General features: G+C 63.7%; 16 protein-coding genes. 5 read left to right on the top strand and 11 right to left on the bottom strand.

Going from position 1 to position 19,922, the window contains the following annotated elements:
- The first annotated feature begins 12 nt into the window (after window positions 1-12).
- Window positions 13-789 carry a DUF3299 domain-containing protein gene (locus tag FYB76_RS20985; protein ID WP_154134933.1) on the top strand — a complete coding sequence of 259 codons (777 nt, stop codon included), beginning with the start codon at window positions 13-15 and terminating at the stop codon, window positions 787-789.
- 290 nt (window positions 790-1,079) lie between these two features.
- Complete coding sequence (locus FYB76_RS20980; RefSeq protein WP_154134932.1) at window positions 1,080-1,577, top strand: hypothetical protein; 498 nt, start codon at window positions 1,080-1,082, stop codon at window positions 1,575-1,577.
- Between the two features lie 733 nt (window positions 1,578-2,310).
- Here FYB76_RS20980 and FYB76_RS20975 read toward each other — a convergent pair.
- The 9 genes from FYB76_RS20975 to FYB76_RS20935 all read right to left on the bottom strand — a co-directional run bounded on the left by FYB76_RS20975 (window position 2,311) and on the right by FYB76_RS20935 (window position 12,161).
- Window positions 2,311-2,979, bottom strand: a complete 669-nt coding sequence (locus FYB76_RS20975) for a DUF2026 family protein (protein ID WP_134222890.1) — start codon at window positions 2,977-2,979, stop codon at window positions 2,311-2,313.
- Between the two features lie 439 nt (window positions 2,980-3,418).
- Window positions 3,419-3,730 carry a hypothetical protein gene (locus tag FYB76_RS20970; protein WP_088757022.1) on the bottom strand — a complete coding sequence of 104 codons (312 nt, stop codon included), beginning with the start codon at window positions 3,728-3,730 and terminating at the stop codon, window positions 3,419-3,421.
- A 435-nt stretch (window positions 3,731-4,165) separates the two neighbouring features.
- On the bottom strand, window positions 4,166-5,365 hold the full coding sequence (locus FYB76_RS20965) for a M20 aminoacylase family protein (protein WP_154134931.1): 1,200 nt from the start codon (window positions 5,363-5,365) through the stop codon (window positions 4,166-4,168).
- Window positions 5,362-6,783 (bottom strand): M20 family metallopeptidase, encoded by a 1,422-nt coding sequence (locus tag FYB76_RS20960; protein WP_154134930.1) that lies wholly within the window; start codon window positions 6,781-6,783, stop codon window positions 5,362-5,364. The genes FYB76_RS20965 and FYB76_RS20960 overlap by 4 nt, the downstream gene beginning before the upstream one ends.
- 39 nt (window positions 6,784-6,822) lie before the next feature.
- Window positions 6,823-7,668 (bottom strand): ATP-binding cassette domain-containing protein, encoded by an 846-nt coding sequence (locus FYB76_RS20955; RefSeq protein ID WP_088757025.1) that lies wholly within the window; start codon window positions 7,666-7,668, stop codon window positions 6,823-6,825.
- Entirely contained in the window at window positions 7,665-8,669 is a 1,005-nt protein-coding gene (locus tag FYB76_RS20950; RefSeq protein WP_154134929.1) for an ABC transporter ATP-binding protein, read from the bottom strand. Before FYB76_RS20950 ends, FYB76_RS20955 begins: the two co-directional genes overlap by 4 nt.
- 26 nt (window positions 8,670-8,695) lie before the next feature.
- Complete coding sequence (locus tag FYB76_RS20945; protein ID WP_154134928.1) at window positions 8,696-9,616, bottom strand: ABC transporter permease; 921 nt, start codon at window positions 9,614-9,616, stop codon at window positions 8,696-8,698.
- A 17-nt stretch (window positions 9,617-9,633) separates the two neighbouring features.
- The gene (locus tag FYB76_RS20940) at window positions 9,634-10,551 is read right to left on the bottom strand and encodes an ABC transporter permease (protein ID WP_044530432.1); all 918 of its coding nucleotides are present in this window, start codon (window positions 10,549-10,551) and stop codon (window positions 9,634-9,636) included.
- Between the two features lie 71 nt (window positions 10,552-10,622).
- Window positions 10,623-12,161 (bottom strand): ABC transporter substrate-binding protein, encoded by a 1,539-nt coding sequence (locus tag FYB76_RS20935; RefSeq protein WP_154134927.1) that lies wholly within the window; start codon window positions 12,159-12,161, stop codon window positions 10,623-10,625.
- A 335-nt stretch (window positions 12,162-12,496) separates the two neighbouring features.
- On the opposite strand from FYB76_RS20935, the gene FYB76_RS20930 reads away from it, so the two are divergent.
- A complete protein-coding gene (locus FYB76_RS20930) occupies window positions 12,497-13,408 on the top strand; it encodes a LysR family transcriptional regulator (RefSeq protein ID WP_088757030.1) in 912 nt (303 codons plus the stop codon).
- Between the two features lie 73 nt (window positions 13,409-13,481).
- Here FYB76_RS20930 and FYB76_RS20925 read toward each other — a convergent pair whose 3' ends face one another.
- On the bottom strand, window positions 13,482-17,705 hold the full coding sequence (locus tag FYB76_RS20925) for a S8 family serine peptidase (protein WP_154134926.1): 4,224 nt from the start codon (window positions 17,703-17,705) through the stop codon (window positions 13,482-13,484).
- A gap of 347 nt (window positions 17,706-18,052) precedes the next feature.
- Window positions 18,053-19,168, bottom strand: coding sequence for an autotransporter domain-containing protein (locus tag FYB76_RS20920; protein WP_154134925.1), 1,116 nt, complete (start codon window positions 19,166-19,168; stop codon window positions 18,053-18,055).
- 128 nt (window positions 19,169-19,296) lie between these two features.
- Between FYB76_RS20920 and FYB76_RS20915 the strand changes: the two genes are divergently transcribed.
- Together FYB76_RS20915 and FYB76_RS20910 are read left to right on the top strand one after the other, a co-directional pair.
- A complete protein-coding gene (locus FYB76_RS20915; protein ID WP_154134924.1) occupies window positions 19,297-19,626 on the top strand; it encodes a hypothetical protein in 330 nt (109 codons plus the stop codon).
- Window positions 19,627-19,650: 24 nt separating this feature from the next.
- Window positions 19,651-19,818, top strand: coding sequence for a hypothetical protein (locus tag FYB76_RS20910; RefSeq protein WP_154134923.1), 168 nt, complete (start codon window positions 19,651-19,653; stop codon window positions 19,816-19,818).
- Window positions 19,819-19,922: the final 104 nt, after the last annotated feature.

Below are 19,922 nucleotides of genomic sequence, written 5' to 3'. Positions count from 1 at the left end.
GGATGCATTGATATGAAGTCTCTTTACTGGATAGGTGGCATTGTCGCCGCCGGCCTGCTGGTAGGCAGCGGCGTTCGCCTGCTGGCCCACGGCGATGCCCAGGCGGCCCCGGCAACGGCCCCTGCGCCCGCTGCGGCCGCCGCTGCCTCCACCGGCGCCCCGCTGGCCGGCGCAGTTCCCGCCGTGACCGCACGCGCTGATGCCGGCAGCACCGTAGCCGGTGTGGCCGCCGCCTCCAACGGCCCCTACAAGGTCGGCGACCAGCTGCAACAAAGCCCCGCCGTCACCGACAAGCCCTACCAGGCCTCGGGCAAGATGGTGAACGGTTTCCAGGAGATCGCCTGGGAATCCCTCATCCCCAAGGACTGGGATCCGATGGCGCCCTTCAAGGGCCTCAAGCTGGACCAGATGACCGATGACGATCCGCGTGCCGATGCGGCGCTGTGGAAGGCCAAGAAGTACTGGAAGGATGCGCCCGTCGATCCGGCCATGGAAGGCAAGGCGGTACGCCTGCCGGGCTTTGTGGTGTCGCTGGATCGCGAAGGCGAGGCCCTCAAGGAATTCCTGCTGGTCCCCTACTTCGGCGCCTGCATCCACGTGCCGCCGCCGCCGGCCAACCAGATCATTCATGTCAAGAGCGCCAAGGCCGTCAAGAATGTGCGCACCATGGATGCGGTGTGGATCAGCGGCGTGCTCAAGGTGGAACGCTCGGACTCTTCCATGGGCGCATCCAGCTACAGCATGAAGGCAGTCAGCGTTGAACCTTACAGCGCACCGGACAAAGGTTGAGTCCTCACACCGGACTGCTTATCCCCAATTTCCCCTCCCCGGCTCCCAAGGCCTGCCGCGTGCAGGCCTTATCCACATTTTTCGGGGGCAAGCTTGTGGACAAGGCTTTGACAAGCCACCCAAACCCTTGATTCTTCAGCGCTTTTTTCTCCCGCCTCGGCTGCGCGCATTCGTGGTGCAGGCCGCTGCCGCGCATCACCCGGCCAGGACTTGTCCCCGTCACCTGGCCGGATATCCACATTTTTTGGGAGCAAGCCTGTGGAGAAGCGCTGGGCAAGTCAGGCAAGGCCTTGATTGCAAAGGACTTTCCTCTACCGAGGCAGCAGGAGGCAAAAAACGGGCAGTCCGCTGCACCCAACAAGCGTTGCACCACGCGCAACGATATCCACATTTTCTGGGAGCAAGCTTGTGGAGAAGCACTTGACAAGCCACTCAAGCCATTGATTCGAAACAACTTTTCAATATCGCAACAGCGGCTGGCAAACGTCGTCAAAACAGGTGCGATCGAGGCTTTTCAGCTCGCCGCGCGCTCGAAAAGCCGCCTTGCCTGCCGCTTCACGCAGGATATCCACACATTTTGGGAGCAAGCCTGTGGACAAGCGCTTGACAAGACACCCAAGCCATTGATTACAAAGGAAAAACCTCGCCAGACGCAAACCCGGGCAGTTTTTTGGCGAATCTGGCCATCCGCCGCAAAGCCGCGCCCAGACTGGCCGAGCGGGGTGATATCCACACTTTTTGGGTGCAAGCCTGTGGAAAAGCCTTGGACAAGCCACTCAAGTCATTGATTATCAAGGTTTTTTTGGAAAATGACGCGACATGGGCAGCAGCCTGTCCCTGGCACCGCTTGCATGGATATCCACATTTTTTGGGAGCAAGCCTGTGGAAAAGCGCTGGGTAAGCAGACCAAGTCTTTGATTGCAAAGGGAAATCACTGCCAGGGCAGCAGATGGGCAAGCAGGGGAAAAGACAGGGAAGGTACAGAGCGAAGAAAGCGATGGGCAGGCCCCGGTGACGGAGCCTGCCCTGAAGGGAGGGACGCACCCCGCGCCGCGCACCGGCAAGCTTGCGCCTGACGGGAAGGGAGGACCGCGGCTTCCATCACGTGTGCGACCTGCCGGGTTACGACGCCACTGTCCGGCCTGGGCGTGAAGCATGAAGCGAGGAGAACTGGCTGCCCGGGAAAAAAGGCCTGCGACGCGCTCGCATCGCAGGCAACAACATCTGCACCGAGTCAGAGGAGACAGGCGCAAGTCTAGTGGCAGCGTATGACCGCGCCATGACAGTGCACTGGCATATGAAGGAAAAAGCGGGAGAGGAGGCTGAAGGGGAAAAGTGATACTGAAAATGTCATGAAGCCGTCATAACGGCGCACTATAGTGTGAACCTTAGTGCGGTACATGCAACCGATATGCATGATCGCATGGTGTGTTGGACATCTGTCCAGCACACCCTCCTCTCGGAGGCGTCCGCCTCCATGACATTCCCGGAATAAATTGCTGAAGAAAAACGACGACCGTCTTACCAGACGCCTTCGATGGCCGTGGCCTGCAGCTTGATGCGCGAGACTTCGCCATCGGCGCCTTGCAGGGCCAGGTCGTCCGGCATCGCCTTGGGCGGCTTGCGGAACCATTCCAGGCACAATTGCGACAGGTTGGTCAGCGCCTTCTTGGCCATGAACTGCTGCAGCAGCTCGCGCGTCAGCTCCAGGTTGGAAGCCAGGTAGAAGTCTCCCGGCTTGGCCAGCGCCTGCACATCCGCGCTCATGCGCTGCAGGTCCTTCTGGAACATCTGGCGCGGCACCGGCAAGGGGTGGCCAGCCGAGACCAGCAGCTCCTGGAACAGCGGCGCCATGAAATCGAGCGCATAGCCGTCGCACTGTACCCAGGCGTGGAAGGCATCCTGGTGGCTGGTCACGCTTTGGCCGTCCTCACCCAGCGAACCGAAGGACAGCGCACCGCCGCCATCTTCACGAATCAGGTAGAACGCCGCACCGGCGACGGGGAAGGCATTGCGCTTGTAGAACTTCTTGAGGATCTGGGCGGCGGTGACGGAAAAGAAGAAACTGGCGGCCGGGATGTCCGCTTCCACGCTGTGCAGCACGGAATGGATGACGCGGAAGATGCGTTGGTAATCGGCCAGGGGAATCAATGGGCGCAGGTTCTGCGCGGAGGAATGTGAGCTTTGCATGGGCGCTATTTTCGCATGGAAAAGAACGGGCAAGCCGCTAGGCCGCTTCACGGGAATGCCGGACTGCACACACCCGTTGCGTGACGCGCTTTGGAACAAAAGCGGCATCACGACTTGCCGTTCCACCCTCAAGACATGTTTGCTGCGCAAAACTCTACTGCTACTGCTACTACTTCTACCGCTACTTCAACTGCTGCTACGCACTGCAACTGCAACTACGACTGCAAATCAATTGCAAAACGAAACGACATTGGCTCACTGCTGTACTACGTACTAAGTACTACTGACTGCTCACTGCTACTGCGGATACTTGCTGTTGTTGCAGGCACTACCCCTAATGCCACGCAACGGTACTAGCTTTGCTGCTTCACTCCCCCTCACTTCACTTCCCCTCACTTCCCCTACGATCCCTCGCCCCCAGGCACGTCTCCCCTGGTATTCAATCCGGCTTTTTCGGCTCCTGCATGAAGCAGGTGCAATCGACATCGTGATACTGTGCACAGTGCTGCAACGACGGCCGGGTCAGGCCATTGTTGAACAGGGAACGCTCCTGGGCATCCACCGCCACGTAGCGCAAGGCCGAAGCCATGACCTGCTGGTCGCGCTGGCCGACATCCTCCAGCGACACTTCCAGGCTGCCCCACTCCTTGTCGGTCTTGATGAAGAGATACATCAGCACGGTGCAGAAGACCAGGTAACTGATGAACATCAGGGTGATTTCACCCGGTACGGATTCGGTAACGAAATGCATGGCTGGCTCCAAAAGCAAGATACTTGGTCAAGGTCTTGCGTGCCAGTCGTGACCCCGCTGTATGGTCGGGGGTCCGGAGCACAGACCGTGTTTCATTGGTTCCCATGGTAGTGGCCCGACGTGATCGCGAACATCGGGGAATTCCTGATCCGGCAACGCCACTTGCCAGCTCGACAGCAGCCTGGGCTCAGGCTTTGCGGCGCATCAAGCTCTGCCATGCGCCGTGAAAGTTACGTGAATTTCAAGCCCGCATGCTGCAGGGAAACAGCCGAAAAAAAACCCGCCAGGCTTGCGCGTGGCGGGTTCAGGCTCGAATTGTCCAAGTCCAAGGACGTCTGAGGAGACGCCCTCAATGTACCGGGCCAGGCAGCGGCTGAAAACGAAGCATTCGTCATGCGCTTATGCTCGTGGCGCATAAGCCGCACGCTGCCGCTCTCAGCCGGCCTTGACGGGCAGCCAGCGCTCCACCAGCCGGGTCCAGAAGGCGGCGCCCACGGGGATGTTGGCATCATTGAAATCGTAGCCCGCGTTGTGCAGCATCGGCTGGCCCTGACCATTGCCTACGCGCAAGAAGCAGCCGGGACGCTGTTGCAGGAAGTAGGCAAAATCCTCGCTGCCGGCGATGGGACCGAAGGGCGCGATCACCTTGTCCGCCCCCACCAGTTCTTCGGCCACGCTGCGGGCGAATTCGGTCTCTGCATCGCTGTTGACCAGCACCGGATAGCCACGCAGGTACTCGATATCGGCCCGCGCACCGTAACTCTCGGCATGCAGCGCCACCAGCGCGCGGATGCGTTCTTCCAGCAACGCGCGCACCTCGGGCTTGAAGGAGCGCACGCTCAACTCCAGCGTGGCAAATTCCGGAATCACGTTGGAGGCCTTGCCCGCATGCAGGCTGCCGACGGTGACTACCGCCGTTTCCATCGGATCGACATTGCGCGAGACCACCGTCTGCAAGGCCATCACCAGGCTGGCTGCGGCCACCACCGGATCGACCGACAGGTGCGGACGCGCCGCATGGCTGCCGCGCCCGGTGAGGCGGATCTTGACGGTATCGCAGGCCGCCATGAAGGGGCCGCTGCGGAACATGAAAGTGCCCGCTTCCACGCCCGGATGATTGTGGATGCCGAAGACGGCATCGCAGGGAAAGCGTTCGAACAGCCCATCGGCCAGCATCTTCTGCGCGCCGCTGTCGAAGCCGGCTTCTTCGGCCGGCTGGAAAATCAGGTGCAGCGTGCCATCGAAGCGGCGCGTGCGCGCCAGGTGCTTGGCCGCGCCCAGCAGCATGGCGGTGTGGCCATCATGGCCGCAGGCGTGCATGGCGCCGGGCTTGACGCTGGCCCACTCCAGGCCGGTTTCTTCGTGGATGGGCAAGGCATCCATGTCGGCGCGCAGGCCGATGCTGCGAGTGCTGCTACCCGACTTGAGGGTGGCGACCAGGCCATTGCCGCCGATGTGGCGGGTGACGGCATAGCCCCACTCCTGCAGGCGCGAGGCCACCAGGGCCGCGGTATCGACCTCCTCGAAGGACAGTTCAGGATGCTGGTGCAGGTGGCGGCGGATGCCAGTGATTTCGTCGTGGATATCGTGCAGGTCGGCGACCTCGCACAGGGCGTGTTCATGGGGGTGATTCATCGTTTCTCCGTGGGGGATGGGCGTCGCGCCAGTACCTCGCCGCCCTGCTCGGCCAGGTCCCAGAACAGGCCCGCCATCAGCTGCAGCGACTCGCGCGACACGCTGGCCAGTATATGCTCGTTGGGCGCATGCTGTGAGCAGGCCGGATAGGAGTGCGGCACCCACAGCGTGGGCAGGCCCAGGGTCTCGGAGAAGACATCGTTGGGCAGCGAGCCACCCAGGTTGGGCAGCAAGGTCGGCTTCTTGCCGGTACTCTCCTGCAGCGATGCCAGGCACCAGCGCACCCATTCGTCATCCGGATCGAGCCGGGTTGCGGAGAACTGCACGCCCGACAGCGTCACCTGCACATCGTCGTATCCATGTTCGTCCAGATGGGCGCGGATGTGTTCGATGAAATGCGCGTCATCGCTGCCCACCACGAAGCGGATCTGGCAATGCGCGGTGGCACGTCCGGGAATGGCATTGACGGGCGCTTCCGGATTGCCGGTCTTGAAGGCCAGCACTTCCAGCGTATTCCAGCCGAAGACGCGCTCGGCGGGCGTGAGGTCGGGCTCGCCCCAATCCGCATCGATCTCGGGATCGGTAGGGCCGCCACCCAGCTTGACGTTGGCCAGGGCTTTGCGCACGCTGTTGGGCAGGCTCTCCGGCAGCAGCGCCGGCACGCGGATGGCGCCGCGTTCATCGACCAGGCAGGCGATCGCATTGGCCAGGCGCACGCCGGGATTGCGCAGCAGCCCGCCCCAGTTTCCGGAGTGATGGCCGCCGTCGCGCAGGTGGCAGGTCAGATCAAAGTTGCAGCCGCCGCGCGAGCCCAGGAACATGGTTGGCGTGGGGGCATTCACGCGCGGGCCGTCGGAGGCGATGAAGAGATCGGCCTTCAGGCGCTCGGCATACTGGCGGCAGACTTCGTTCAAGCCGGGTGAACCGGTTTCTTCGCCCATTTCCAGGATCAGCTTGACGTTGTAGCCGAGCTTGCCGCCACGCACCTTCATGACTTCTTCCAGCGCGGCCAGGTTGATGGTGTGCTGGGCCTTGTTGTCGGCGATGCCGCGTCCGTACCAGCGTTCGCCCTCGACCACGATCTCCCACGGCGAGAGGCCGGCGCGCCATTGCTTGTCATAGCCGCGCACCACGTCGCCATGACCGTAGGTGAGCAAGGTGAAGGCGGCCCCCTCTTCGATGCGCTCGGCGATCAGGAAAGGGCTGCCGCCTGGCAGCGGGTTGTCGATCACTTCGCAGTCAAAGCCCAGCGAGACCAGGTAGGGCGTGATCTCCTGGTGCAAGTAGTCGTAGAGGATGGGCAGGCTGGCCGCTTCCTGGCTTTCGGTACGGATGGCCACGCGGCGCTTCAGGGTTTCCATGAAACGGCCGTCGTCGAAGTAAGCCTGTACGCCGGCGATGGCTTGTGCTCTGCTCATGCTGCTGCTCCTTGGTCTTTTTCAGTTTGGTTCATGTGGTCAGGCGGCTGCCGCCAGCGCCGGAATGCCCAGGCCCGGATCGGGCGTCAGCGCCGAGGCCAGCAGCATGCGGGTATACGGATGCTGGGGATCGCTGAAGAGTTGTTCACGCGAGGCCAATTCCACGATGCTGCCCTTGTTCATCACGGCCACCCGGTCCACCAGGTGCTCCACCACGCCCAGGTCGTGGCTGATGAAGAGATAGGTCAGCCCGAACTCGGCCTTCAGGTCCAGCAGCAGGTTGAGGATCTGCGCCTGCACCGACACATCCAGGGCCGAGGTCGGTTCATCGCAGATGAGGATGTCGGGCCGCAGGATCAGTGCCCGGGCAATCGCCACCCGCTGGCGCTGGCCGCCGGAGAGCTGGTTGGGATACTGCGTGTGGGTGCGTTCCGGCATGCCGACCAGATCGAGGATCTGGCGCACCTGGCGAGTGCGCTCGGCAGCGTTGCCGATGCCATGCAGCTTCAGCGGCAGGCCGACGATCTCGCCGACGGTCTTGCGCGGATTGAGCGAGGAATACGGATCCTGGAAGATCGGCTGGATGTGCCGTGCATGCGCACGGCGCTCGGTCGGATCGACCTCCTGGCCGTTGATGAGCACGTTGCCCGAGGTCGGTGCCAGCAGGCCCAGCAGCATCTTGGCCAGGGTGCTCTTGCCGCAGCCGGACTCGCCGACCAGCCCCAGGGTCTCGCCGCGATACAGACGCAGCGACACGTCATCGACCGCCTTGAGTTGACCCGGTGCCTGGAACAGTCCGCGCTTGAGCGGATACACCTTCGACAAGGCGCACAGCTCGAGCGCGATGTCGTCCAGCGGTGGCCGTGGTGTCAAGGACGTGTTCATGCTGCCACCTCCATCGCCGCCACCGGCACATCGAGCTTGAAACAGCGCGCCTCATGCGGCAAGCCGGGACTGCCCTGCTGCACCATGGGCGGATCCTGCTCACAAGCACTGTCGGCCAGGGTGCAGCGATTGCGGAAGGCGCAGCCGCTGACCTGGCCCACCAGGCTGGGTACCACGCCCGGAATGGCTTGCAGCCGGCTGCCCGGCAAGGTCTTGCCGCGCACGGGGATGCAATTGAGCAAGCCACGTGTATAGGGATGGCGCGGCTGCGCGAACAGTTGCGCCACGCCGCTGGTCTCCACCACCTGCCCCGCATACATCACGGCCACGCGATCGGCGATGCGCGAGACCACGCCCAGGTCATGGGTGATGAAGATGACAGCCGTGCCGAACTCCTGCTGCAGTTCGCGGATCATGCGCAGGATCTGCGCCTGGATGGTCACGTCCAGCGCGGTGGTGGGTTCGTCGGCGATGATCAGGTCCGGGCTGCACATGAGCGACATGGCGATCATCACGCGCTGGCGCAGGCCGCCGGAGAGCTGGTGCGGATACTGGCGCAGGCGGTCTTCGGCGTTGCTGATGCCGGTCCGGTGCAGCAGGTAGAGCGCACGTTCGCGCGCCTCGCCCCGGGTCACGCCCGGTTGCTGCAGCATTGCCTCGCAGAGCTGGTTGCCCAGCGTATAGGCGGGGTTCAGCGAGGTCATCGGCTCCTGGAAGATCATCGACATGCGCTTGCCGCGCAGTTGCATGCGCTGCCGTTCGCTCATGGTATTGAGATCGGCGCCATCGAAGAGGATGTGGTCGGCACTGCATTGCGCCTTGCGCGGCAGCAGGCCCATCAGGGCCAGCGAGGTCATTGACTTGCCGCAGCCGGACTCGCCGACCAGGCACAGCATTTCTCCCTTGCGCACCTGGAAATCGATGCCGCGCACGGCGTGCAGCATGCCGTTTTCGGTGGGCAGGTCCACCTTCAGGTTCTTCACGTCCAGCAATATGCTCATGGTGTGCTCCTTGCGTGAACCCTAAGTTAGTTGCGGCCGTCGGGCGCGTTGACATCGCGCAGGCCATCGCCGACCAGGTTGATCGCCAGCACCAGCAGCGCCAGCGCCACACCTGGAATGACAATCACCCAGGGCTTGAAGAACATGTAGGTCTTGCCCTCGGCCACCATCAGGCCCCACGAGGGCGTGGGCGGCTGTACGCCCAGCCCGAGGAAGGACAGCGTGGCTTCCAGCAGGATGGCATGGGCCATTTCGAGGGTAGCCACCACGATCAGCGCCCCCATGATGTTGGGCAGGATCTCGCGCAGCAGGATGTAGGGAGTCGACGCCCCGATGGCCTTGGCGGCCGCGATGAATTCGGCATCGCGCAACTGCTGCGTGGCCGAGCGCGTGACCACCGCAAAGCGGTCCCACAGCAACAGCCCCAGCAGCACGATCACCACCTTCAGCGAGCCACCGACCAGCGAGGCCATCGCCAGCGCCACCAGCACCACCGGCATGGCCAGCCGCGTAGTGATGAGATAGCTGATGACGGCATCGGTGCGCCCGCCGAAATAACCGGCCAGCACGCCCAGCGTGGTGCCGATCAGGCCCGAGATCAGCGCGGCGGCAATACCGATGGTGAGCGAGACGCGCGCACCGAAGATCAGGCGCGACAGATAATCGCGGCCCAGCTTGTCGGTACCGAGGATATGCTCCCAGCTGCCCTGGGCCTGCCACACTGGCGGGATCAGGCGGGCCGTGACGTCCTGCTCGAAGGGATCATGCGGTGCCAGCAGCGGTGCGAAGATCGCGGCCAGCACGATGATGGCCAGGAACAGTGCGCCCAGCACCAGGCCGCGATGGCCCAGCAGGCGGCGCAGCTTGCGGCGCCATGCGGGCAGCGGTGGCAAGGCCGCACTCAGCATGGCGGGGGGAGGCAAAGTGGATGATGAGGTTGCGCTCATGTCGTCTCCAGACAAGATCAGCGGGTACGGATGCGCGGGTCCAGCAGCGCATTGATGACATCGGCCAGGAAGGTCAGGCCGATGTAGAACATGGCGATGATGAGCACCACGGCTTGCACCACCGGATAGTCGTTGCGCGAGATGGCATCCCAGGCGAGCTGGCCCAGGCCCTGCATCGAGTACACGGACTCGATGACCACCGAACCACCCAGCATGAATCCCAGCTCAACTGCCGCCAGCGCCACCACCGGGATGACCGCATTGCGCAGCGCGTGCTTGAACACCACCCGCGATTTGGAAAGCCCCTTGGCGCGCGCCGTGCGGATGTAGTCCGAACCCAGCACCTCCAGCATGCCCGAGCGGGTCAGCCGCATCATGGCCGGCATGGCGTAGTAGCCCAGGGCCACGGCGGGCAGGATGAAATGCTGCCAGCTCTCGTTGCCGGCCACCGGCAGCCAGTGCAGGGTGACCGCAAAGATGAGGATCAGCGTCAAGCCGAACCAGAAGCTGGGCATGGCCTGCCCGACCACGGCAATGAGCAGCGCCGTGCGATCCAGCCAGGTATCCCGGTAGAGCGCCGCCAGCACGCCTAACGGAATGGCGGTCAGGATCGCCAGCAGCAAGGCGCTGCCGCCCAGTTTGAAGGTGATCGGCAGGCGTTCGGAAATCATTTCCATCACCGGCCCCTGGAAGTAGAAGGACTTGCCGAAGTCGAGCTGCACGGCGCGGCCCAGCCAGTCCACGTATTGCGTGGTCAGCGGACGGTCCAGGCCGAACTGGGTACGCACCGATTCGACCTGGGCCGCCGTGGCTTCCGGGCCGGCGATGGAGACCGCCAGGTCACCGGAGAGATGCAGCAAGGTGAAGCTGACGACGGACACCGTCAGCGCCACGCACAAGGCGATGGCGAGGCGGCGCAGGAGGTAGATCAACATGGCGATCCTTCCTTGCAAGGGCTGGGCGGATGACGTCAGGAGCGGCGCACGCAGAATGTGCGCCGCCGGTTTTATTTCCAGGAAGCTTCGTAGAAGCGCGGCAACTCGTCCGGATATCCCTGGAACTTCAGCTGCGCATTGAAGGCATAGAAGGTCGAATAGGAGAACATCGGTGCCACGTAAGCCTGCTTGGAAATGAGTTCCTGCGCCTTGGTGTAATTGGCCTTGCGCACCGCCGGGTCGATGGAGGTATCGGCGGTCTGCAGGAACTGCTGCAATTGCGGATCCTTGGTGATGTCATCGGCACCGCCCTTGAAGTAGACGCCGGCAAAGGCCGAGGTATCGTTCATCGAGAAGGAGTCCCATGAATAAAAGCTCATGGGTGTCTTGCCACCGCGGTATTCGGTCTGCAGGGCCGCGAACTTCATGTAATGCAGCCGTGCGCGGATGCCGACCTTGCGCAGGTCGCCGATGATGGCTTCGGCGATTTCACGTTCGCGGTAAGCGTAGATGTCGGTATCGAAACCGTTCGGATAACCGGCCGCTGCCAGCAGCTCCTTGGCCTTGGCCGGGTTGTAGTCAAACTTGATGGCGGCATTGCTGTCGCAGCCGAACTGCGTGCGGAAGCAGGCGGTATAGACCGGCTGGCTGCCGCCGCGCATGAGGTTCTCGGCATAGCCCTTGCGGTTGATGGCGTAATTGACCGCCTGGCGCACGCGCACATCCTTGAAGGGAGAGTTGGGTGCGGAGGTACCGGTGGTATCCAGGGTGATGAAGCCCACGCGCATGGTCTCGCCGCTCTGCACGGTCAGCTTGGGATTGGTCTTGAGCGAATCGGCCTGGTCGGGCGGCACGCGCCAGATCCAGTCGATGGCCCCGGTCATCAGTTGCGCGGCGCGCGTTTCCGGATCGGGAATCACCACGAACTTGATGTTGCCGATGGAGGGCTGGCCCTGCGGGCTGTCCTTGAAGTAGTTGCCGTTCTTGACCAGGGTTACGCCCTGTCCCGGGGTCACGCTGGTGACCTTGTAGGGACCGGTGCCGATGGGGGCCTTGGAAAAGCCTTCCAGCCCGACCTTCTTGAAGTAGGCCGCCGGGTAGATGGGCAGCGGGCCGGCCAGGTATTCGACGGCTGCCGGGAACGGCCCCTTCAGGTTGATGCGCACCTGGTAGTCGCCCAGCTTGTCGACGCTCTTGATCCAGTCGGTAGTCTGGCGCGTGACCGCCTTGGATTCCGGCGAGACGGCATAGTTGAAGGTAAACACCACATCGTCGGCGCTGAACTTGTCGCCGTTCTGGAATTGCACGCCCTGGCGCAGATCGAGCACCAGCGCGGTGGGCGACTCCCATTTCCAGGCGGTGGCCAGTTGTGGCTTGTATTCGTTGGTCTTGGGATCGCGATAGATCAGCGTGTCCCAGATCAGGTGCGCCAGGATCACGCCTTCGCGCAGGTTGTTGTGGTACTGGCTGATGTTCTCGACTTCGCTGTCGGAAGCGTAGATGAGGGTATCGTTGGCCTTGCCGGCATGGGCTGCCATCGCGCTCATGGCCCCCGCCACGAGTACCGCGCAACGCGACCAGCGCATGAGGGATTTCGGTAGTGCGTTCATTCCTGCCCCTTCGTTTGAATAAGACAAATGAGAAAAAACCGCGACGTCGAAGGCGATACTAGGCTAGGATTTATCGATGCCACAATCATCAAATTTCTAAGCCTGCATTGCCGAATACAGAACGCATAAATGCTGCACCACAATGAGACCACCCTGGCAAAAGCCGCATCGCTGCTGGGCTGCGGGGCGTGGAGCAGGTGCAGCATCGCAGTGCGCGCACAGCCCGCGCGCATTGCACCAAAGCCGTGAAGCACGCACCAAATAAAGCGGGAAATTATTTGCACCGACCGGGTAACGTGCCGGTCAGCCCTGGTCAGGATTGAAGGAGTTACCGGATGAAATCTCAGCAACTGCAAGACACCGCGCTGCGCTACTTTCTCGAAGTGGTGCGCTGCGGTTCCATCAGCGAGGCCTCGCAGCGTCTCAACGTGGCCAGCTCGGCCATCAGCCGCCAGATCAGCAGCCTGGAAGAGACGCTCGATACGGTCCTCTTTGAACGCCGTCCACGCGGCATGGTGCTCTCGGCAGGTGGCGAGATGCTGGCCGCGCATGCGCGCAAGATGGCGCTGGAAGCCGACCGCGTGGTGGCCGACCTGCAAGCCTTGAAAGGCTTGCGCAGCGGGCGGGTGCGGCTATCGGCCTCGGAAGGTTTTGCGATCGATTTCCTGCCGCGCCTGATCAACGCGTTCCAGAAAAAATATCCGGGCTTCGTGTTCCAGCTCTTCGTGGGCGCGCCGGCGGTGGTGTCACGCCAGGTCCGCGAAGGCAATGCCGATATCGGCCTGACCTTCGCGCGCCTGCCCGAGCCGGAGATCAAGGTCGTGCATCGCCAGCCCGGCCCGATTGCGCTGGTGATGCGCAATGATCATCCGCTGGCGCGTTTTCGCCATGTGTCGCTGGGCCAGCTCAAACCCTATCCCCTGGCCCTGCCCGACCCGACCACCACGCTGCGGCAATTGTTCGACATCGCCTGCAGCCGCCAGCAGATGGTGATCGAACCGGTGATGACCAGCAATTACATCCAGTCGCTGCACAACTACGTGCTCGACAACGACGCGCTTTCCATCACCGGCGACGTCACCGTGCGCTACCGCATCGAGCGCGGTGAGCTGACCATGCGGCCGATCCGCGATTGCCCCAGCGATGGCCGCTTCGTCGAAGTGCAGACCCTGGCCGGACGGACCTTGCCGCGCAGTGTCGAGATCTTCCTGGATTACCTCGTGGCGGAATTGAGCAAGGACCTGTAAACGCCACGCGGCCGCTGCAGGAGCGGCCGCGTGGTCTCTGCCTTTCAGTTTTTTCAGCGTGTCAGCGCATCGCTCAGAAGCGCCAGCTGGCCTTGATCGCCGCCGACTGGTTGATGAAACCGCTGCGGCCTTCGGCATCGAAGCGCAGGGAGATATCGGCCGCTTCCACCAGCTTGAAGCGGTAACTCACACCGGCCTTCAACAACCAGGGCGAACGTGCGGGTCCGGGCGTGGTGAAGGACTGGCCGGGCGCACCGGCATAGGTGGCCACGAGCTCATCGCGATCGTTGATGACGTCATAGCTGGCACCCACGTAGGTACTGAGCTGCGACGAGGCCGTCAGCGCATAGTTCAGGCGCGCCGCCGTGCCGAGCAACAACGCCTGGCTGCGCTTGCCCTGCACCGACAGGTCCAGGTCCCCTGCCCCGCGCTCGGCGTAGGACGGGCTTTGCAGCCGGGTGTAATCGAGCTGCAGGGCCGGTACCAGGCTCATTGCTTCACTCAGGGCCAGCGTGACCGATACGTTCGTGCCGACATGCGCATTCCAGCTCTGGTAGCGGCTGCTGGCGATGCGATTGAGGCCGCCGAATTGCATCTGGCGATCGAGGCGGTTGCCATTGCGGCCCAGGTCGGCTTGCCATCCCAGCGACAGCTCACCCAGCGGCAGGCTGCCGTAGAGGGCCAGCATGTTGGATTCGATGCGGCTGCGGCTGCCGGTGCCGGTGATGGCGGTGTTGCCGCTGGCATTGGTATTGGCATAGGCGTAGGACAGGCCGACCCGTGCGCTGTCGAACTCCATCTCGGCACCGGTGGCCAGGCCCGAGGTGCTGGCGCTGAAGCCGGACTCGCCGCCCCTGTCGCCCTGGTTGGTGCGGGATTCGAAAGGCATGATCCACACTTGGCGGTCCCTGCCTGCCTCGCCTGAGGACAAGCCACTGCCGGCCACGGCGGCGCCCATGTTGCCGGTCTCGGTGCGGGTGGCGATGACGCGATTGACGGAAGCCATGGTGCCGCGAATGGCACTGGCGCTGACGTCCCTGGGCAGGGTCTGGCTGACGGCACGCAGCAGGCTTTCGGGATCGGGCATGCGACCCAGTGCGGTGACCACCTGGACCATGTCCGCCGTGGAGGGTTGCCGGATCTGGCGATCCAGCACCGGCGCTACCCGCGCAGCGGCCGTGGCGGCGGCGATGAGCGTTGCCGAGGGGCGCACTGTGGGGGCGGCGGCCGGAGCAGGTTTGACTGCTGCAGGGGTTGCGGGGGTGGCGGATACTGCAGCGGCCGCAGCTGCGGGGGCAACGGGTGCCGGCGTGGCGACCGCCGGTACAGTCGCCGCCGCCGGGGCCGTTGCCTGTACAGTTGGCACGGGCGGAGTAGAAGCCTGTGGGCTCGACGCCTGTACGGCTGGTGCCGGTGGAGTGGATGCCTGCGTTCCCGTTACCTGTACAGTTGGCGCAGGTGTCGTGGATGCCTGCGTGTTGGTTGCCGGTACGGCGGGCGCAGGCGTACTGGATGCCTGCGTATTCGTTGCCGGTGCGGCGGGCGTAGGTGTACTGGATACCTGCGTGTTCGTTGCCGGTACGGCGGGCGCAGGTGTACTGGATACCTGCGTGTTCGTTGCCGGTACGGCGGGCGCAGGTGTACTGGATACCTGCGTGTTCGTCGCCGGTACGGCGGGCGCAGGTGTACTGGATACCTGTGTGTTCGTTGCCGGTACGGCGGGTGCAGGTGTACTGGATACCTGCGTGTCCGTTGCCGGTACGGCGGGCGCAGGTACCGTGGATACCTGCGTATTGGTGGCCTGTACGGTTGGCACCGGTGTAGAGGACACCGGCGTGGGAGAGGCCGGCGTTGCAGCCGCGTCGGGCGTCAGCGTTGCCTGGGCGACTTGCCCAATGCTGGTCACGTCAACGATATTGAGGTCCACGGCAGTGGCCGACACCACAGGCTTGAAATCGAACAGCAGCGAATTGTCGGTGACATTCAGGCGCGGTGCCGTGAGGCTGCCGGCCGTGACCACGCCCGCCAGCGTCTGGCCCGCTCCCAGGGTGGCGGTCTTGTAGACATCCACGGCCAGGCCCGCGTCCGGCGCAAAGCTGGCCGCCCCGGTGACGGCCAGCTTGCCGTATTGGGTGGCACTGGCCACACCCACCGTCAGGGTCTGGTCCACCGCCAGGCTGAAGGCCGGCACGCTCAATGTGCCGGCGGTGATGGTGGTGTTGCCGCTGTAGCTGAGCGGACCGAGCACGCGCAAGCTTCCCTCCCCCTGCTTGACCAGGCTGCCGCGGGTGCTGCCATCGGCAATGCCACTGCCGAGCGTGAAGTTGAACGCCTGCGTATCGATGCTGCCCACGCCGCTGATGCGCACTGCATTGTTCACGGAGAGATTGTCGGCGGCAGCACGCAGGCGGGTGCCGTCGAGCATGGCCAGCGCGCCGGAGCCCAGGGCGGTGGAAGACGCCACGCCCAGGGTGCCACCCTCCAGGCGGGTGCCCCCGGAGTAGCTGTTGTTGCCGGAAAGTGTCAGGCTGCCGTCGCCGCTCTTGACCAGGCTGCCGATGTAGTCGGCATCGGTCTTTTTCTGGACGGCAGCAAGATAGGCCGTCTGGCCGTTGTAATTGCCCAGCGCCAGGGTGGCCGCCACGGTATCGGCGTCGACCTTCTGCAGGTAGGCCAGGAGCTGGTCCCGGCTCAGCAAGGCGCCACTGCCGGACTGCTTCAGAATGGCGGCCGCCAGTGCATTGGCAGCCACTGCCTTGTCGGCATTCTGGAAAGCGGTGTTGTCCGTCTTTTTCTTGCTGGCCTGGTAGACGGCGTTGAGCTGGGCACGCGTCTGCACCAGCGCCAGGGCGGCATCGTAGCCGCTGTCGACCTGGGCCGTGAGTTTGGCCATGGCGCTGTCGACGGCGGCCTGCAAGCTGGCGGGGGACAGCGCCTGCCAGGCGGCCAATTGCGCCTTGTCGTCACTCTTGCGCTGGATCAGCGCAGCTTCGGAGATGTCGTTGCTCCAGCTATCGCTGCTGCCAGCGGCAACATTGGCGTTGAAGACGCCCAGCAATTGCCCAGGACCGTTCAAGGCCTTGTTCAAGTCCGGCACGCCCCAGCCAAACATGGCGTTGGGTACGTCCACCGCGCCACTGCCCAGGTGCTTGGCGGTGGTCAGCAGGATGGTACGGATGGCCTGGTTGTCGAGGGTGGGATAGCGTTCCATCAGCAGACCCAAGGCACCGGTCACGTGCGGGGCGGCCATGGAGGTGCCGGAGGCGTTGACCAGATCGGTGTCGGACGTGATGTTCAGGCTGGTGATGGCCGAACCGGGCGCGGAGACGCACCAGTACCTGGCCAGGCCGCACTGGTTCGAGAAGCTGGGCAGCACCGAACTGGCATTGATGGCGGCCACCGCGATCCAGTTCTGTTCCAGCTCCAGCCGGAAGTAGGGCAACGCCGAGCGGATATTGACGTTGGCCTTGCCGGTATTGCCGGCTGCCCAGACCATCAGCGTGTTGGATTCTTTGGCCACATCGGCGGCGGCATCCAGCCAGGTTTTCTTGCTGCCACCTTGCAGGCGATCGTAGGCTGCGGCCACGCCACCGATGCTGCCGAAGTCATCGCGCGAATCCGGACTGCCCCAGCTGCTGTTGATGGCCCGCACGCCCGCGCTGGCGAGGTTGCCATAGGCGGCCTTGAAGTAGTTGTAGTCCATGTTCACGCCATAGACCGAACTGTCGGTGCCGTTGGTATTGGTGATGTAGTAGTCGCTGGCGAAGGCCACCCCCATGATGCCCGTGCCATTCCTGGCCGCCGCGATGGAGCCGGAGACGTGGCTGCCGTGCTTGTCGTTGAGCGAACTCAGTGCGCCGGTGGTGCTGAAGGCATCTCCCGCCTTCCAGCCTTGTCTTCCATCCTGGAATTGTGATCCGTCGTTGGCGTAGGTGCCGGTGACGGCCAGGGCTTTGACGTTGCGGGTAACGAACTCGGCATGGGTCAGCAAGAGCCCGGAATCGACCGCGCCCAGCTTGATGCCCAGGCCGGTGAAACCGGCGGCGTAGGCGTACTGGGCATTCATGGCACCCAGTCCCCAATCGGTCTGGAATTCCTTGTTGCCCGTCCAGCTGGCCAGGGCGGCCGCCGAGTCGGCGGTGGTACTGCCATCGTAGTTCACGAAGCTCTGGGCGGCGGCGTGCAGGCTCAGGGCCGGGCCCAGGGTCAGCAGTACAGCGGCACACAGACGGTGCTGGCGCAGGCCGGCAGGCGGCATGGGGCAGGCGGATTTGCCCTGCTTCTTCTTGTGTTTCATCTTCCCTTCCTCGGTCGATCTTTTGGAATTGGCCGGGTCATCGGGAAGGCAAACCCCGTCCCCCGTCCTTCTTGTCGTCGCCCCTGGGTGCCGGTTCAGGCCGGCTTTTGTAGGGGCGCATTGTCGGGGGAGGAGACCTTTCTGTGCATTGTCTTTTGGTGCTGTTCAGGCCGGAGGGAGGTGAAGCTTCGTGCGTCGGATGAAAGGACGACAGGAAGAAGAACAAGCCGCTGCCCGGCCTGCAGTCGGCCGTGGACGGGGTGTTCGCCAATGCAACGCGGCCGCTGCAGGAGCGGCCGCTTTTCAGCTTTTCAGCTTTTCAGCTTTTCAGCTTTTCAGTACATCGATCAGAAGCGCCAGCTGGCCTTCACGGCGGCCGAATGGTTGATGAAGCCACTCCTGCCTTCGGCGTCCAGGCGCAGGGAGACGTCGGTCGCACCCGGCAGCTTGAAGCGATAGCTCACGCCGGCCTTCAGCAACCATGGCGAGTGGGCGGGCCCGGCCGTGGTGAAGGACTGGCCAGGTGCACCCGCATAGGTGGCCACCAGGTCATCGCGGCCGTTGATGAGATCGTAGCTGGCACCGAGGTAGGTGCTGATCTCCGACGTCGTCGAGAGCGCGTAGTTCAGCCGTGCGCCGGTACCGAGCAACAGGTCCTCGCTGCGTTTGCCCTGCACGGACAGGTTCAGGTCTCCTGCCCCGCTCTCCACGTAGGACAGGCTTTGCAGGCGGGTGTAGTCGAGCTGCAAGGCCGGTACCAGGTGCATTGCTTCATTCAAGGGCAGTGAGAACGAAAGCGTTGCACCCAGATGCGCATCCCAGGCCTGGTAGTTGCTGCGGGCGGTACGGTTGATGCCTCCGAAGCGCATCTCGCGCGAGAGGCGGTTGCCGTTGCGGCCGACATCAGCCTGCCAGGCCAGCGACAGGTCGCCCACCGGAACCTTGCCGTACAAGGCCACTACATTGGACTCGATGCGGCTGCGGCTACCGGTCCCGGTGAGGGTGGTGTTGCCCTTGGCACTGGTGCTGGCGTAGGCGTACGACAGGCCGATACGTCCGTGCTCCAGTTCCATTTCGGCACCGGTCGCCATACCCCAGGTGCTGGCACTGAAGCCTGATTCGCCATTGCGGTCGGCCTGGTTGCTGCGCGATTCGAAGGGCATGAGCCAGACCTGGCGATCACGCCTGGCCTCGCCGGAGGACAAGCCGCTGCCCACACCGGCGCCGACGTTGCCGGCATCGTTACGGGTGGCAATGACGCGATTGACCGAAGCCATGCTGCCACGGATGGCACCGTCGCCGACGTTGCTGGGCAAGGTCTGGCTGGCGGCGCGTTGCACGGCGGTCGCGTTGGGCAGGCGAACCAGCGCAGCAGCAACTTCAGCCATGTCGCGGCTGGAGGGGTTCAGGACCTGCTGGCCGAGCACCGGGGTGACCGGGGCTGCGGCAGCGGCGGCGATCATGGTGGGTGAGGGGCGGATGACTTGAGCCGGTGTTGGCGATTTTGCCGGTGTTGCTACTGGTGCTGCAGCAGTCACCCCAGTTGCTGCGGGGGACGTGGCTGCACCGGATGCAGGAGACTTAGTTCCACTTGCTGCTGGAGCTGCGGTTCCGCCTGCTGCCGGAGGCATGGTTCCGCCCGCTGCTGGAGGTGTGGTTCCACCTGCTGTCGGAGGCGTGGTTCCACCTGCTGTCGGAGGCGTGGTTCCACCTGCTGTCGGAGGCGTGGTTCCGCCTGTTGCTGGAGGAGTGGTTCCACCTACTGCTGGAGGTGGGGTTCCTCCTGCTGCTGGAGGCGTGGTTCCGACTGCTGCTGGAGGCGTGGTTCCGACTGCTGCTGGAGGCGTGGTTCCTCCTGCTGCTGGAGGCGTGGTTCCGACTGCTGCTGGAGGCGTGGTTCCGACTGCTGCTGGAGGCGTGATGCCACCTGCTGCTGGAGGTGTGCTTGCACCTGCTGCTGGAGGCGTGGTTCCGCCCGCTGCTGGAGGGTTGGTTCCGCCTGCTGCCGGAGGTGTGGTTCCCCCTGCTGCTGGAGGCGTGGTGCCACCTGCTGCCGGAGGCGTGGTTCCGCCCGCTGCTGGAGGGTTGGTTCCGCCTGCTGCTGGAGGTGTAGTTCCGCTTTCTGCCGAAGGCGTGGTGCCACCTGCTGCCGGAGGCATGGTTCCGGCTGCTGCTGGAGGGTTGGTTCCGCCTGCTGCTGGTGGGTTGGTTCCGCCT

It is taken from the genome of Herbaspirillum sp. CAH-3 (assembly GCF_009668275.1).
Classification (GTDB): Bacteria; Pseudomonadota; Gammaproteobacteria; order Burkholderiales; family Burkholderiaceae_D; genus Herbaspirillum; species Herbaspirillum aquaticum.
This window is presented reverse-complemented; position numbering and strand designations above follow the sequence as displayed.